Source organism: Streptomyces humidus (assembly GCF_014649655.1).
GTDB classification, from domain to species: Bacteria; Actinomycetota; Actinomycetes; order Streptomycetales; family Streptomycetaceae; genus Streptomyces; species Streptomyces humidus.
On record NZ_BMTL01000046.1, the window covers coordinates 1 to 14813 of the forward strand.

Genomic DNA, 14813 nt, shown 5'->3' on the forward strand with positions numbered 1-14813 from the left:
GGAAACGCCCGGTTACATTCCGAACCCGGAAGCTAAGCCTTACAGCGCCGATGGTACTGCAGGGGGGACCCTGTGGGAGAGTAGGACACCGCCGAACTCCTTTTAGAGCTCTGGCTCTTGGGCACTCAGCCCGAGAGCCAGAGCTTTTTTGCGTTGGGGTAGGGTCAGGGGGCATCGTTGGCTCATTTCCTACTGGAGGCCCCCGGGTGGAGGTCCAGGAGACCCGCGTTCAGACAGACCGGGTGCTCACCATCCCGAACATCCTCAGCATGGCGCGTCTCGTCGGCGTGCCCCTCTTTCTGTGGCTGATCCTCCGGCCCGAGTTCGGAGGCCCGCAGAGCGACGGCTGGGCCCTCCTCGTGCTGGCTCTCAGCGGGGTCAGCGACTATCTGGACGGCAAGCTCGCGCGACGCTGGAACCAGGTCAGCAGTCTCGGCCGGCTCCTCGACCCGGCAGCCGACCGGCTGTACATTCTCTCGACCCTGGTCGGCCTCACCTGGCGCGGGATTCTTCCCTTGTGGTTGACGTCGGTACTTCTTGCGCGTGAGCTGGTTCTCCTGGTGATGGTGGGCATCCTCAGGCGGCACGGCTATCCGCCGCCGCAGGTGAACTTCCTGGGCAAGGCCGCGACCTTCAACCTGATGTACGCCTTCCCGCTGCTCCTGCTCAGTGACGGAAGTGGGTGGTTGGCGTCACTGGCTGCTATTTTCGGATGGGCGTTCGCAGGATGGGGTACAACCCTGTACTGGTGGGCAGGAGTCTTGTATGTGGTACAGGTCCGCCGCCTCGTTCGTGCGGACGCTGTGGCCGACTGACCTCGCCGATTGGCAGCAGCAGTGGCTCGATGGCCTGCGGCGTGAATCTGCGGGACAATCTGGACGGGTGAAGTCGGCTAGACCGTCGTCTCTTTAGGAGGACGCTTCCGACATGAAGGCCGTCGTGATGGCCGGAGGCGAAGGCACGCGCCTTCGCCCTATGACCTCGAGCATGCCCAAGCCGCTCCTGCCGGTGGCCAACCGGCCGATCATGGAGCACGTTCTGAGGCTGCTCAAAAGGCATGGGCTCAATGAGACCGTGGTAACCGTTCAGTTCCTGGCATCGCTCGTCAAGAACTATTTCGGTGACGGCGAAGAGCTCGGAATGGAGCTCAGCTATGCCAACGAGGAGAAGCCACTCGGTACCGCCGGAAGCGTCAAGAACGCAGAGGAGGCGCTGAAAGACGACGCCTTCCTCGTCATCTCCGGTGACGCCCTGACCGACTTCGACCTCACCGAGCTCATCAACTTCCACAAGGAAAAGGGGGCGCTCGTCACCGTCTGTCTGACGCGCGTCCCGAATCCGCTGGAATTCGGTATCACGATCGTCGACGAAGAGGGCAAGGTCGAGCGCTTCCTGGAGAAGCCGACCTGGGGGCAGGTCTTCTCGGACACGGTGAACACCGGCATCTACGTCATGGAGCCCGAGGTCTTCGACTATGTCGAGGCCGACGTTCCCGTCGACTGGTCCGGTGACGTCTTCCCGCAGCTGATGAAGGAGGGCAAGCCGGTCTACGGCTTCGTCGCCGAGGGCTACTGGGAGGACGTGGGCACGCACGAAAGCTACGTGAAGGCCCAGGCGGACGTCCTGGAAGGCAAGGTCGACGTCGAGATCGACGGCTTCGAGATCTCTCCGGGCGTGTGGGTCGCCGAAGGGGCCGAAGTACACCCCGACGCCGATCTCCGCGGCCCGCTCTACATCGGCGACTATGCGAAGGTCGAAGCGGGCGCGGAGATCCGCGAACACTCGGTCATCGGATCCAATGTCGTGGTGAAAAGCGGTGCCTTCCTGCACAAGGCTGTCGTGCACGACAACGTGTACGTCGGTCAGCACAGCAATCTGCGCGGCTGCGTCGTCGGCAAGAACACCGACATCATGCGGGCCGCCCGGATCGAGGACGGCGCCGTCATCGGCGACGAGTGCCTGATCGGTGAAGAATCGATCGTGCAAGGCAATGTGCGGGTCTATCCCTTCAAGACAATCGAAGCCGGTGCGTTCGTCAACACCTCGGTGATCTGGGAGTCCCGTGGGCAGGCCCACCTCTTCGGCGCGCGCGGGGTGTCCGGCATCCTGAACGTGGAGATCACGCCGGAACTGGCCGTGCGTCTCGCCGGCGCGTACGCCACGACGCTGAAGAAGGGGTCCACCGTCACCACGGCGCGCGACCACTCGCGCGGTGCCCGTGCGCTCAAGCGGGCTGTCATCTCGGCCCTCCAGGCCAGCGCCATCGACGTACGGGACCTGGAGAACGTCCCGCTGCCCGTCGCGCGGCAGCAGACCGCGCGCGGGAGTGCGGGCGGGATCATGATCCGGACCTCGCCCGGCGTGCCGGACTCCGTCGACATCATGTTCTTCGACGGCCAGGGCGCCGACCTGTCACAGGGCAGCCAGCGGAAGCTGGACCGGGTGTTCGCGCGGCAGGAGTACCGGCGGGCGTTTCCGGGAGAGATCGGGGATCTGTATTTCCCGGCCAGCGTCTTCGACTCGTACACGGGCTCGCTGCTGCGGAACGTGGACACGACCGGAATCGCGGAGTCCGGGTTGAAGGTCGTCGTGGACGCCTCGAACGGCAGTGCCGGACTGGTGCTCCCGAGCCTCCTCGGCAAGCTCGGCGTGGACTCGCTGACGATCAATCCCGGTCTGAACGAGGCACGGCCGACGGAGACCGGCGACCAGCGCCGCTCCGGGCTGGTGCGGCTCGGGGAGATCGTGGCCTCCTCGCGTGCCGCGTTCGGCGTGCGCTTCGACCCGGTGGGTGAGCGGCTCTCTCTCGTCGACGAGAAGGGGCGGATCATCGAGGACGACCGCGCGCTGCTCGTGCTGCTCGACCTGGTGGCCGCGGAGCGGCGCAGCGGTCGTGTCGCCCTGCCGGTGACGACGACGCGGATCGCCGAGCAGGTCGCGGCCTATCACGGAACCCAGGTCGAGTGGACGACGACCTCGCCCGACGATCTCACCCGGGTCGGACAGGACGAGACCACCATCTTCGGCGGTGACGGCAAGGGCGGGTTCATCGTCCCGGAGTTCAGCAGTGTCTTCGACGGCACGGCGGCCTTCGTGCGGCTGATCGGGCTCGTGGCCCGGACACAGCTCACCCTCAGCCAGATCGACGCGCGTATCCCGCGGGCACACGTCCTGAAGCGGGATCTGGCGACCCCGTGGGCCGTCAAGGGGCTCGTGATGCGCAGGGTCGTCGAAGCGGCCGGAGATCGCTTCGTGGACACCACGGACGGGGTACGGGTGGTGGAGACCGACGGGCGCTGGGTGATGGTACTGCCCGACCCGGCCGAGGCAGTCACCCATCTGTGGGCCGAAGGGCCGGACGACGCGTCCGCGCAGGCCCTGCTGGACGAGTGGGCGGCGGTGGTGGACAGCGCCGGTCGCTGATCTGCTGTACACGTGTGTGCCGGACAAGGGTCCCCGAGGGGCACTGCCCGGCACGCGCGTGGGGCCGTTCGGCGGCACTCGACGCGACGTGCGACGATGTGCGGCATGCCGCAGCCACCCCCCGTTCGGAGCACACCCGCGCGCGTGGCGCGCCCGGACGCGTCCATGTCGCTGCTCACGAACGTCATGGATCACAGCCTCGACGACGGTTATGCCGAGGCGGCCGCCCGTAAGAGGACCGAAGGCACCGGGGGCATGCCGCGGACGGCGCGGGCGAAGCTCCTTCTGGCCGCGGGCCTGGTGCTCGCGGCCCTGGTGGTCACCGTCGGTGCGGTGCAGGCGCGGGTCGCGGCTCCGGTCGTCGCCAAGGAGCGCGAGGAGCTGATCGACCGCATCGACCGCGAGACCGAGGCGGCCGACAGGCTGGAGAGCACGGTCGACAAGCTGCGCGACGACGTGAGCACCCGGCAGCAGGAGGCGCTCAGGCAGAGCGGCGGCGGCCGGCGGGCGGACCTGGTGGGGATCCTGGCCGGCGCGGTCGAGGTGCACGGGCCTGGCGTGAAACTGGTGGTGAACGACGCCAAGGAGGCCACCTCGGGCGACGGCGGCGGTCCGCGTGAGACCGCGGGTTTCTCCGACACCGGCCGGGTTCGGGACCGCGACATGCAGCGGGTGGTCAACGGCCTGTGGGCGTCGGGCGCGGAGGCCGTCTCGATCAACGGCCAGCGGCTGACGGCGCTGTCGGCGATCAGGGCCGCGGGTGAGGCGATACTGGTCGACAACAAGCCGCTGGTGCCGCCGTACACGGTCCTGGCGGTGGGGGAGGGGAAGAACCTGAGCACGAGGTTCCAGGACAGCGCTGACGGGCTGTATCTGAACGCGCTTCAGGAGAACTACGGCATCCGGACGGCCATCTCGGTGGTGGACGACGTCCGGCTGCCCGCGGCACCGAGTGTGATCGTACGCACAGCACAGCCGAGAACTGAGAAGGACGCATCGTGATCGCCGTACTGGGCCTCGTCGTGGGAGTCGTGGCCGGACTATTGGTCCAGCCCGAGGTGCCGGCAGCCGTCGTACCGTATCTGCCGATCGCCGTGGTGGCGGCGTTGGACGCCGTGTTCGGCGGCTTGCGGGCCATGCTCGACGGCATCTTCGACGACAAGGTGTTCGTCGTGTCGTTCCTGTCGAACGTGGTGGTGGCCGCATTGATCGTCTTCCTGGGCGACGAGTTGGGCGTGGGGTCGCAGCTGTCCACCGGTGTGGTGGTCGTCCTCGGAATCCGGATCTTCTCCAATGCCGCGGCCATCCGTCGGCACGTGTTCCGGGCGTGACGGCCATGAGCAACCAGGACGCGAACGACGAGACGCCCGGCTACCGTCTGCGCAGGGAGTTGCCCGACGAGGTCCCTGCGGCCGGGCCCGCGGACGACGCTGCCGCAAAGCCGGCCGAGCCCGCGTCGACCGGTCGGCAGCGGCTGGTCCAGGGACTCTGGCCGCCGCGGGTCACCCGGGCCCAACTCATCGTCGCCCTGCTGCTGTTCGGTCTCGGCTTCGGGCTGGCCGTACAGGTCGCGTCCAACAGCGACAGCGGGAACGCCCTGCGTGGCGCGCGTCAGGAAGATCTTGTTCGCATCCTCGATGAACTCGGCGACCGCAGTCAGCGTCTTGAAGACGAGAAGCAGGGTCTCGAGAAGCAGCAGCAGGAGTTGGAGAACAGCTCCGACCAGGCGGAAGAGGCTCGCAAGCAGACCGTCGAGAAGGAGAGGCAACTCGGCATTCTGGCGGGCACGGTCGCCGCGCAGGGACCGGGCATCACGATGACCATCGAGGACACGAAGGGGACGGTCGAGGCGGACATGTTGCTCGACGCGATCCAGGAGCTGCGCGCGGCCGGGGCCGAGGCGATCCAGGTGAACGGCGTGCGGGTCGTTGCCGGGACCTTTCTGACGGAATCCGGCAAGAGCGTGAGCGTCGACGGGAACAAGATCCACACGCCCTATCGTTTCCAGGTCATCGGCAATCCACAGGATCTCGAGCCGGCGCTGAACATCCCGGGAGGCGTGGTGCAGACTCTGGAGAAGGAGCAGGCCACCGTGACCGTCGAGCGGTCCGACAAGATCGTCGTGGACGCCTTGCGAGCAGCGAAGCGGCCTGACTACGCTCGGTCGTCGGAGCAGTGAACAGGGAGTGCTTGGGGGGCGTCCGGCAGGGGCATGAGGTTGCGGGGGGTCGACGCACCGATCGGGTGGTGCGTGGTGGAAACTGTCTGGTGGGCACGGACGTTGTGAAGGTGTCCGGGTCGACCGGTGTAATCAGTCAGGGTTCGTCCTGCCCCACGGGCGGGTCTGTTTCGGTCAAGGGGAATCGCCCGTGAAGTTGTTTGCGAAGTTGTTCGGCAAGAGCGCGCGAGAGGGCGGCGAGAACGCGACCGCTCGTCATCGCGCACAGCCCGACGCGGAAGGTCAGCGGCCGCTGTTCAGGGACCAGGTGGGTGGTCCGGGCGGTGATATTTCCGGTGGTCAGGGCGCGGCGTCTGTTGACCCTGCACAGTCTGGCGGCATAGGTTTCGGCCAACCGTCAACCTCAAGTGCGGGTGGAGGGTTTTCCCCTATGACAGCCCTGGTGTGTACGAGGTGCGGTAACCGCAACGCGGAGAACAGCCGCTTCTGCTCCAACTGCGGCGCGCCGCTGCGTCCCGGGCTGACGCCCGAGCGGGCGTCGGAGACGACGTCCACGATCTCCATCTCCGGTCTCGAGGCCTACGACGCTGAGGTCACCGGTCAGACGCAGTTGCCGGCCCTGTCTCCCGAGGCGCAGGCCGCGGTGGACGCGCTGCCGCTGGGTTCGGCGCTGCTGGTCGTGCGACGTGGCCCGAACTCGGGCAGCCGGTTCCTGCTGGACGGCGACCTGACCACGGCCGGCCGCCACCCGCAGAGCGACATCTTCCTGGACGACGTCACCGTCTCGCGTCGGCACGTGGAGTTCCGGCGCAACCCCGACGGCACGTTCAGGGTGGCGGACGTCGGCAGTCTGAACGGCACCTATGTCAACCGGGAGCGGATCGACGAGGTCGCTCTGTCGAACGGCGACGAGGTGCAGATCGGAAAGTACCGGCTGGTCTTCTACGCGAGCCAGCAGGGCTACTGACCCGCCCCCGGGCTCTGCCCGGGGGATTCCCCAGGGAAGGTCCATGCTGCGAACACCGAGGGGCGGTGCCGGACACGGCGCCGCCGCCGCGGACGGTGGTCCGATGAGCATCGGCGCGGTGCTGAACGCGTTGCGCGACGAGTTTCCCGAAGTCACCATCTCCAAGATCCGTTTTCTGGAGTCGGAAGGGCTCGTCGAGCCGCAGCGGACCCCGTCGGGGTATCGCAAGTTCAGCGCGCGGGACGTCGAACGACTCGGCCACGTGCTGAGGATGCAGCGGGACCACTATCTGCCGCTCAAGGTCATCCGGGAGCATCTGGACGCCATGGAGCGCGGCGAGGCCGCGCCGCTGCCCACTGTGGGCCGGCAGCGGGACGGCGAGGCCCTTGTGGAGCTCTCGGACGGACCCACCGTCGCCCGGATCGGTCGCGCTGAGCTGCTGGCGGCCGCCGGGATCGGCGAGCGGGAGCTGGAGGAGTGGGAGTCGTACGGTCTCGTCGTCCCGCTGGAGGGCGGGGTCTACGACGCCGAGGCCGCCACGGTGGCCGCCCTCGTCGCCGAGCTGGGCCGGTTCGGGATCGAGCCGAGGCATCTGCGGGCGATGAAGGCCGCCGCCGACCGCGAGGCCGGACTCGTGGACCAGGTGGTGGCCCCTCTCAAACTCCACCGCAATCCGCAGACCCGGGCCCACGCGGAGGCTCGCAGCAAGGAGATCGCGGGGCTCACGGTGCGGCTGCACGCCGCATTGGTGCAGACCGCGCTCGGGGTGCGGCTGCCCTGAGCGGGTGGCTTCGCCGACGGCGGATCGGTCACCCGTTCCCGGCCCGACTACCCAAACGTCCCGGGCACGGCCTAGGGTTGCTGTGTGAACGAGCTCGATGTCGTAGGTGTCCGGGTCGAGATGCCCTCCAACCAACCGATCGTGCTGCTGCGCGAAGTGGGAGGCGACCGTTACCTTCCCATCTGGATCGGACCGGGCGAGGCGACGGCGATCGCCTTCGCCCAGCAGGGCATGGCTCCGGCGCGGCCGCTGACCCATGATCTGTTCAAGGACGTGCTGGAGGCCGTCGGCCAGGAGCTCACCGAAGTGCGCATCACGGATCTGCGGGAGGGCGTCTTCTACGCGGAGCTGGTCTTCGCCAGCGGGGTCGAGGTGAGTGCGCGGCCGTCCGACGCCATAGCGCTGGCGCTGCGCACCGGAACGCCGATCTACGGCAGCGACACGGTGCTCGACGACGCGGGGATCGCCATCCCGGACGAGCAGGAGGACGAGGTCGAGAAGTTCCGCGAGTTCCTGGACCAGATCTCGCCCGAGGACTTCGGCACCAGCAACCAGTAGGCGCCGCGGGGCGCGACCGGGGGCGCGGGGTGACCGCTCCTGTTTCCGGCAAATGCCGGGGGCCACTGAGAGCGTCCTACGACTGGTCCTCAGCGCATTCGGCTAGCCTTTCCCCGCGGTGGGGTGCGGGAAACCACTCTTAGGGTGATTATCACTCGGCGTGCCGAGTGTGGCGATCGTTGACGCACCCCTGGTGACTGCCTACCGTCGAGAAGGCAGTTCAAGGACGGAGGTCGGCGTGAGAAGCAGCGGCGACGGTACGGCTGGGGGTGCCCCCGGACTCGGCGTCGGGGGAAGCGGTCCGTACCCTCCCCCGAGCTCTCGGTTGCGTCCGGGTGGGGGATACCCCCACCAGGGCGGCGCGGCCGATCACGCCCCGCATCGACCGGCAGCCGTGCCGAGCAGCGGAGGGGCGACGTCCATGGCGTCCGAGCAGATCGGCTATCGCGGTCCGACGGCCTGTGCGGCCGCGGGCATCACCTACCGGCAGCTGGACTACTGGGCTCGCACCGGGCTCGTCGAGCCGAGCGTGCGGCCCGCGCACGGCTCCGGCACCCAGCGGTTGTACAGCTTCCGGGACGTCGTCGTCCTGAAGATCGTCAAGCGGTTCCTCGACACCGGGGTGTCGCTGCAGAACATCCGGGGCGCCGTCCAGCATCTGCGTGAGCGCGGGTTCAGCGACCTGGAGCGCATGACGCTGATGAGCGACGGCGCCACGGTGTACGAGTGCACCTCGCCTGACGAGGTCCACGCCCTGCTCCAGGGCGGGCAGGGCGTCTTCGGAATCGCCGTGGGCGTGGTGTGGCGGGACGTGGAGAGCGCGCTGTCGCAGTTGCACGGGGAGCGCGTGGACACTGGGGAGACGCTGGTGGGTCACAACCCTGCGGACGAGCTGGCGCGTCGGCGCAACCGGGCGGTCTGAGGCCCTTCAGGGGCGCCGGCGGCGGGGAACGCCGTTGTCAGTGGTGTGGTGCACCATCGGACGTGTGAGAAACGCGCCCACGATCCTGCATCTCGACATGGATGCCTTCTTCGCCCAGGCGGAGCAGGCGTCCAAGCCGAGTCTGCGCGGGAAAGCCGTGGTCGTGGGCGGTCTGGGGCCGCGCGGGGTGGTGGCGACCGCCTCCTACGAGGCGCGTGTCTTCGGGGTGCACTCGGCGATGCCCATGGCCCAGGCGCGCCGTCTGGCCCCCCATGCCGCCTACCTCGTTCCGCGCTTCGCGTTCTACCGCTCGATCAGCGAGCAGGTGATGGGGCTGCTGCGTGCGCTTTCACCGTTGGTCGAGCCCCTGAGCCTGGACGAGGCATTCGTGGACCTGGAGGCCGGAGAGGCGGCCTGGGACAGCGAGTCGGCGCGTCTGGCCGGTATTCGGCTGCGCGGGGACATACGCAGGGTGACCGGTCTGACGGGCTCGGTGGGGCTGGCCTCCTGCAAGATGCTCGCAAAGATCGCATCGGAGCAGGCGAAGCCCGACGGTCTGGTGCTCATCGAACCGGGCACCGAGCGGGCGATGCTCGGGCCGATGTCGGTGCGCACGCTGCCGGGAGTCGGCCCGGCCACGGGGGACCATTTGCGGCGCGCCGGGGTCACCACGGTCGACGAGATCGCGGAGGCCGGTGAGGACGAGCTGGTGCGGCTGCTGGGCAAGGCCCACGGGCATGCCCTGTACGCGATGGCGCTCGCGAGGGACGACCGTCCGGTGGTGGCGGAGCGGGAGACGAAGTCCGTGTCGGTCGAGGACACCTATGACGTGGACATCCACGACCGGGTACGGGTCGAGCTGGAGGTGCAACGGCTCGCGGACCGGTGTGTGCGCAGGCTGCGGGAGGCCGGTCTGTCCGGGCGGACCATCGTGCTGAAGGTGCGGCGCTACGACTTCTCCACGCTCACCCGGTCCGAGACGCTGCGCGGGCCGACCGACGATCTCGCGGTGGTCCGGGAAGCGGCTGCCAGGCTGCTGGACGCCGTGGACACGACCGGTGGGGTGCGGCTCCTGGGCGTCGGCGTCAGCGGTCTGGCGGACTTCACCCAGGAGGACCTGTTCGCTCAGGCCGCGGAGAGGCGTTCGGACGAGCCTGCGGAGGAGCCGGCGGGCGAGGCCGTCGCCGAGGTCCCCGCGCCGGCCGAGCACCGGTGGCGGCCCGGACATGATGTGCGCCATGCCGAGCTGGGGCACGGGTGGGTGCAGGGAAGTGGCCTCGGCCGGGTGACGGTGCGCTTCGAGACGCCCGAGTCGGAGCCGGGGCGGGTGCGGACGTTCCGGACCGACGACCCCGGGCTGGAGCCGGCGGATCCGCTGCCGCTGGTGCGGCCAGGATCCGACGAGGGCGACGGGCCGGCGGCGGAGGTGACCGATCCGCACGTCGGGCGCACGGAGTGGGAAGCCGGGAACTCTCCACAAGGCCGATCAGTTACACAGGGTGAGGCGACTTGAGCGGTGCGTAGAGCATACGAGCCGCGGCGGAGTGGCGGCGACGCCGGGAAGGGCGCTGCCGACGGCGGAGGGGAGGGAGCTGGATGGACATGCGAGGGGACCGGTCCGTGGAGCGGGCCGGAGTGTCGCCCCGGCGGGCGGCCGAGATGAGTTCGGTGACGGACCGGGTGGCCCGTTGGTGCGCCGAACGGAGCGACGTGGCGGGGTTGCTGCTCGTCGGGTCCTGCGCCCGTGGAGCGGCGCGGGCCGATTCGGACGTCGACCTCCTGTTGTTGTCGACGGCTCCGGACCGGTATGCGGAGGGTGACGCATGGCTGCCGGAGTTGTCCCTGGGGGAGGTGGTGCGCGTCCGTGCCTGGGGACCGCTCACCGAATGGCGGCAGGTCACCGCGTCCGGTCTGGAGGTGGAGATGTGCGTCGGACCCACCGCTTGGGCCAGGACCGATCCGGTCGACGCCGGTACCCGAAGAGTCGTCACGGACGGAGCACGGCCGCTGTACGACCCGGCCGGGATCCTGGGGGCGCTGATACGAGCCTGCGCCTGAGGGCTCAGCCGTCGTCCGTGCCCGCCAGCCGGCCGAAGTCGTGGTCGGGGAGCGGGGGAGGGGAGCCCAGGTCGAGACCGTAGTGGTGATAGAGCTGGAGTTCCTGCTCCGGGGAGAGGTGGCGGCCCACGCCGAAGTCCGGGGCGTCCTTGATCAGCGCGCGGTCGAAGGGGACGCGCAGGGCGCCCTCGACCAGCTCGCTGGGCTCCAGCGGGACGAAGGCGTCGCGGGAGAACAGGCCTGTCCGTATGGCCGCCCACTCCGGAACGCCGGTCGCGTCGTCGAGGTAGACCTCGTCGACGGTGCCGATCTTGGCGCCGTTGCGGTCGAACGCCTTGCGGCCGATCAGGTTGCGCGGATCGATGTCGGTCTGCACGGGCCCTCCACTTGGTCGCAACTCATCCGTCAGCACCACAAAAGGGCACAATGGGATCGGCGGCCACTCGAGAGGGTGATGTTGACCTCGCTGGTAGTCTGACAATGGCTGTTGACCCCGTGCGGGAGAGTCCTCCGAACGACATTCGGAGGCGCCGAAGGAGCAAATCCTCCCCGGAATCTCTCAGGCTCACGTACCGCACGGACGAGGTCACTCTGGAAAGCAGGGCGGGTGCCGACGGCGTCGACGGTGTCCGCTCTCACCGACGGTGAAAGCCGGGCGTCCTTACGGGCGGCCGGTGAAGCTCTCAGGTTGAGATGACAGAGGGGGAGGCCGTCCGGGTACCCGCGCCGTGGTGACCCACGAAGGTCGTGTCAGACCAGGAGGCCTCCGTAATGACCGCCCATCGCATTCCACTCTCCGAGCTCGAGCAGGGAATCCCCTTCGAGCAGCGCCATGTCGGGCCCGATCACGAGGCGCAGGCCAAGATGCTCGCGCATGTCGGCTACGGCTCGCTCGACGAGCTCACCGCCGCCGCGGTCCCGGACGTGATCAAGAACGCCGACGCGCTGGACCTGCCGGGCGCGCGCACCGAAGCCGAGGTGCTGGCCGAGCTGCGGTCGCTGGCCGGGCGCAACCAGGTCCTCGACTCGATGATCGGGCTCGGCTACTACGGCACGTTCACGCCGCCCGTCGTCCTGCGCAACGTCATGGAGAACCCCGCCTGGTACACGGCCTACACGCCGTACCAGCCGGAGATCTCGCAGGGCCGGCTGGAGGCGCTGCTGAACTTCCAGACCATGGTCGCCGACCTGACGGGTCTGCCGACGTCCGGTGCGTCGCTGCTGGACGAGGGCACGGCCGCCGCCGAGGCGATGGCGCTCTCGCGGCGGATGGGGAAGAACAAGAAGGGGCTCTTCCTGATCGACGCGGACGCGCTGCCGCAGACCATCGCCGTGATCGAGACCCGCGCCGAGCCGACCGGCGTGGAGGTCGTCGTCGCCGACCTGAGCGACGGCATCCCGGCGGAGATCGCCGAGCGTGAGATCAACGGCGTGCTCGTGCAGTACCCCGGGGCCTCGGGCGCCGTGCGTGATCTCAAGGCGCTCGTCGAGCAGGCGCACGGGCTCGGCGCGCTCGTCACGGTAGCCGCCGACCTGCTCGCGCTGACGCTGCTGAAGTCGCCGGGCGAGCTGGGGGCCGACATCGCCGTCGGCACCACCCAGCGGTTCGGGGTGCCGATGGGCTTCGGCGGACCGCACGCCGGCTACATGGCCGTCCACGAGAAGTTCGCGCGCAGCCTGCCCGGGCGGCTCGTGGGCGTGTCCGTCGACGCGGACGGGCACAAGGCCTACCGGCTCGCGCTGCAGACGCGCGAGCAGCACATCCGGCGGGAGAAGGCCACCAGCAACATCTGCACGGCGCAGGTGCTGCTGGCGGTGATGGCCGGGATGTACGCCGTGTACCACGGGCCCGACGGGCTGCGGGCGATCGCCCGGCGCACGCACCGGTACGCCACCGTCCTGGCCGCCGGGCTCCGGGCCGGCGGGGCCGAGGTCGTGCACGGCTCCTACTTCGACACGCTGACCGTGCGGGTGCCGGCGAAGGCCGCGGAGATCGTCGCCGGCGCGCGAGAGCGCGGGGTGAACCTGCACCTCGTCGACGCCGACCATGTGTCGGTCTCCTGCGACGAGACGACCGGGCGGGCCCAGGTGGCCGCGGTGTGGGCCGCGTTCGGCGTGGACGGCGACGTCGAGGCGCTCGACGCGGCCACCGAGGACGCCCTGCCCGCCGGCCTGCTGCGGTCCGACGCGATCCTGACGCATCCCGTCTTCCACCAGTACCGCTCCGAGACCGCGATGCTGCGCTACCTGCGCCGTCTCGCCGACCGGGACTACGCCCTCGACCGGGGCATGATCCCGCTGGGCTCGTGCACCATGAAGCTCAACGCGACCACCGAGATGGAGCCGGTCACCTGGCCCGAGTTCGGGCAGATGCACCCGTTCGCGCCCGCCGAGCAGGCGCAGGGCTATCTGACGCTCATCCGTGAGCTTGAGGAGCAGCTCGCCGAGGTCACCGGGTACGACAAGGTCTCGCTGCAGCCGAACGCCGGGTCGCAGGGCGAGCTGGCCGGGCTGCTCGCCGTTCGCGGATACCACCGGGGCAACGGGGACGAGCAGCGGACCGTGTGCCTGATCCCGTCCTCCGCGCACGGGACCAACGCGGCCAGTGCCGTGATGGCGGGCATGAAGGTCGTCGTCGTGAAGACCGCAGAGGACGGCGAGATCGACGTCGAGGACCTTCGCGCGAAGATCGAGAAGCACCGGGACGAGCTGGCGGTCCTGATGATCACCTACCCGTCGACGCACGGGGTGTTCGAGGAGCACGTCGCCGACATCTGCGCCCAGGTGCACGAGGCGGGCGGGCAGGTCTACGTCGACGGCGCGAACCTCAACGCGCTGGTCGGCCTGGCCAAGCCGGGACACTTCGGCGGCGACGTGTCCCACCTGAACCTGCACAAGACGTTCTGCATCCCGCACGGCGGTGGCGGTCCGGGCGTCGGTCCGGTCGCCGTGCGGTCGCACCTCGCGCCGTATCTGCCGAACCACCCGGTGCAGCCCGCCGCCGGGCCGGAGACCGGTGTGGGACCGGTCTCGGCGGCTCCCTGGGGTTCCGCGGGGATCCTGCCGATCTCCTGGGCCTATGTGCGGCTCATGGGCGGCGAGGGTCTCAAGCGGGCCACCCAGGTGGCCGTGCTCAGCGCCAACTACATCGCCAAGCGGCTGGAGCCGCACTACCCCGTGCTCTACAACGGGCCGGGCGGGCTGGTCGCGCACGAGTGCATCATCGACCTGCGGCCGCTGACCAAGGCGACAGGCGTGAGCGTCGACGACGTCGCCAAGCGGCTGATCGACTACGGGTTCCACGCGCCGACGATGTCGTTCCCGGTGGCCGGGACGCTGATGATCGAGCCGACCGAGTCCGAGGACCTCGTCGAGCTCGACCGGTTCTGCGACGCGATGATCGCGATCCGCGCGGAGATCGAGAAGGTCGGCTCGGGCCAGTGGCCGGCCGAGGACAACCCGCTCCACCACGCGCCGCACACCGCGGCCGCCCTCGGCGGGGAGTGGGAGCACGCGTACACGCGTGAGGAGGCCGTCTTCCCGGCCGGGGTGTCGGCCGCCGACAAGTACTGGCCGCCGGTGCGCCGGATCGACCAGGCGTTCGGCGACCGGAACCTGGTCTGCTCGTGCCCGCCGCTGGACGCGTACGAGGACTGAGTGAGCGCGGCACCGCAGGGCCCGGCGCCGGCCCGGAACGGCTGGGTCCGGCCCTCTCCGGGCATGGCCCTGCGGTTGCCGCGGATCTGGAGGCTGACGGTGCAGGAGCCGCGGCCCGGCTCGGCGGCGTTCTGCCGAACGGACGCCTCTCCCCGTAGCCGGTCGGCGCGGTGGATGCGCTCTGTCTGCCTCGCCCGGCCGGGGAGAGGGCCCGGCCCCGGGAGGGGTTGACCCGGCAGTCGGCGGCACCACCGCATCGACCGGTGGC

The 14813-nt window shown here is 69.4% G+C and carries 13 protein-coding genes, 1 rRNA gene and 1 riboswitch; of the genes, 13 read left to right on the top strand and 1 reads right to left on the bottom strand.

The annotated features are described in order from the left end of the window. From rrf to IE239_RS36550, 12 genes are all read left to right on the top strand, one after another. Positions 1-97 (top strand): 5S ribosomal RNA (gene rrf / locus IE239_RS36495); the annotation flags it as partial. A gap of 109 nt (positions 98-206) precedes the next feature. After that, positions 207-815: a cardiolipin synthase ClsA gene (gene clsA, locus IE239_RS36500; RefSeq protein WP_190153753.1), complete on the top strand. Its 609-nt coding sequence runs from the start codon at positions 207-209 to the stop codon at positions 813-815. A 112-nt stretch (positions 816-927) separates the two neighbouring features. Further along, complete coding sequence (locus tag IE239_RS36505; protein WP_190153754.1) at positions 928-3423, top strand: mannose-1-phosphate guanyltransferase; 2496 nt, start codon at positions 928-930, stop codon at positions 3421-3423. Between the two features lie 165 nt (positions 3424-3588). Beyond that, on the top strand, positions 3589-4425 hold the full coding sequence (locus IE239_RS36510) for a DUF881 domain-containing protein (protein WP_229878604.1): 837 nt from the start codon (positions 3589-3591) through the stop codon (positions 4423-4425). Next, entirely contained in the window at positions 4422-4754 is a 333-nt protein-coding gene (locus IE239_RS36515) for a small basic family protein (RefSeq protein ID WP_020133151.1), read from the top strand. The genes IE239_RS36510 and IE239_RS36515 overlap by 4 nt, the downstream gene beginning before the upstream one ends. 5 nt (positions 4755-4759) lie before the next feature. Continuing rightward, the gene (locus tag IE239_RS36520) at positions 4760-5602 is read left to right on the top strand and encodes a DUF881 domain-containing protein (protein ID WP_190153756.1); all 843 of its coding nucleotides are present in this window, start codon (positions 4760-4762) and stop codon (positions 5600-5602) included. A gap of 82 nt (positions 5603-5684) precedes the next feature. After that, positions 5685-6569 carry a zinc-ribbon and FHA domain-containing protein gene (locus IE239_RS36525; RefSeq protein ID WP_190153788.1) on the top strand — a complete coding sequence of 295 codons (885 nt, stop codon included), beginning with the start codon at positions 5685-5687 and terminating at the stop codon, positions 6567-6569. 43 nt (positions 6570-6612) lie between these two features. Then, entirely contained in the window at positions 6613-7350 is a 738-nt protein-coding gene (ftsR, locus tag IE239_RS36530; RefSeq protein WP_190153757.1) for a transcriptional regulator FtsR, read from the top strand. Positions 7351-7434: 84 nt separating this feature from the next. Next, entirely contained in the window at positions 7435-7908 is a 474-nt protein-coding gene (locus IE239_RS36535; RefSeq protein ID WP_004934251.1) for a bifunctional nuclease family protein, read from the top strand. A gap of 238 nt (positions 7909-8146) precedes the next feature. Beyond that, entirely contained in the window at positions 8147-8830 is a 684-nt protein-coding gene (locus tag IE239_RS36540) for a MerR family transcriptional regulator (RefSeq protein WP_190153758.1), read from the top strand. A 64-nt stretch (positions 8831-8894) separates the two neighbouring features. Continuing rightward, complete coding sequence (locus tag IE239_RS36545) at positions 8895-10343, top strand: DNA polymerase IV (protein WP_190153759.1); 1449 nt, start codon at positions 8895-8897, stop codon at positions 10341-10343. An 83-nt stretch (positions 10344-10426) separates the two neighbouring features. After that, positions 10427-10888, top strand: a complete 462-nt coding sequence (locus IE239_RS36550) for a nucleotidyltransferase domain-containing protein (protein ID WP_190153760.1) — start codon at positions 10427-10429, stop codon at positions 10886-10888. A gap of 4 nt (positions 10889-10892) precedes the next feature. On the opposite strand, the gene IE239_RS36555 is transcribed toward IE239_RS36550, so the two are convergent. After that, positions 10893-11264: a PRC-barrel domain-containing protein gene (locus tag IE239_RS36555; RefSeq protein ID WP_190153761.1), complete on the bottom strand. Its 372-nt coding sequence runs from the start codon at positions 11262-11264 to the stop codon at positions 10893-10895. A gap of 112 nt (positions 11265-11376) precedes the next feature. Further along, positions 11377-11473: riboswitch (glycine riboswitch) on the top strand. Between the two features lie 186 nt (positions 11474-11659). Between IE239_RS36555 and gcvP the strand changes: the two genes are divergently transcribed. Then, positions 11660-14545 (top strand): aminomethyl-transferring glycine dehydrogenase, encoded by a 2886-nt coding sequence (gene gcvP / locus IE239_RS36560; protein ID WP_190153762.1) that lies wholly within the window; start codon positions 11660-11662, stop codon positions 14543-14545. Positions 14546-14813: the final 268 nt, after the last annotated feature.

What these genes read in the sequence shown, in the direction of transcription:
- IE239_RS36505 (WP_190153754.1), top strand. Translation starts at nt 928, where the DNA reads ATGAAGGCCGTCGTGATGGCCGGAGGCGAAGGCACGCGCCTTCGCCCT.
- IE239_RS36510 (WP_229878604.1), top strand. Translation starts at nt 3,589, where the DNA reads ATGTCGCTGCTCACGAACGTCATGGATCACAGCCTCGACGACGGTTAT.
- IE239_RS36520 (WP_190153756.1), top strand. Translation starts at nt 4,760, where the DNA reads ATGAGCAACCAGGACGCGAACGACGAGACGCCCGGCTACCGTCTGCGC.
- ftsR (WP_190153757.1), top strand. Translation starts at nt 6,613, where the DNA reads ATGCTGCGAACACCGAGGGGCGGTGCCGGACACGGCGCCGCCGCCGCG.
- IE239_RS36550 (WP_190153760.1), top strand. Translation starts at nt 10,427, where the DNA reads ATGGACATGCGAGGGGACCGGTCCGTGGAGCGGGCCGGAGTGTCGCCC.
- gcvP (WP_190153762.1), top strand. Translation starts at nt 11,660, where the DNA reads ATGACCGCCCATCGCATTCCACTCTCCGAGCTCGAGCAGGGAATCCCC.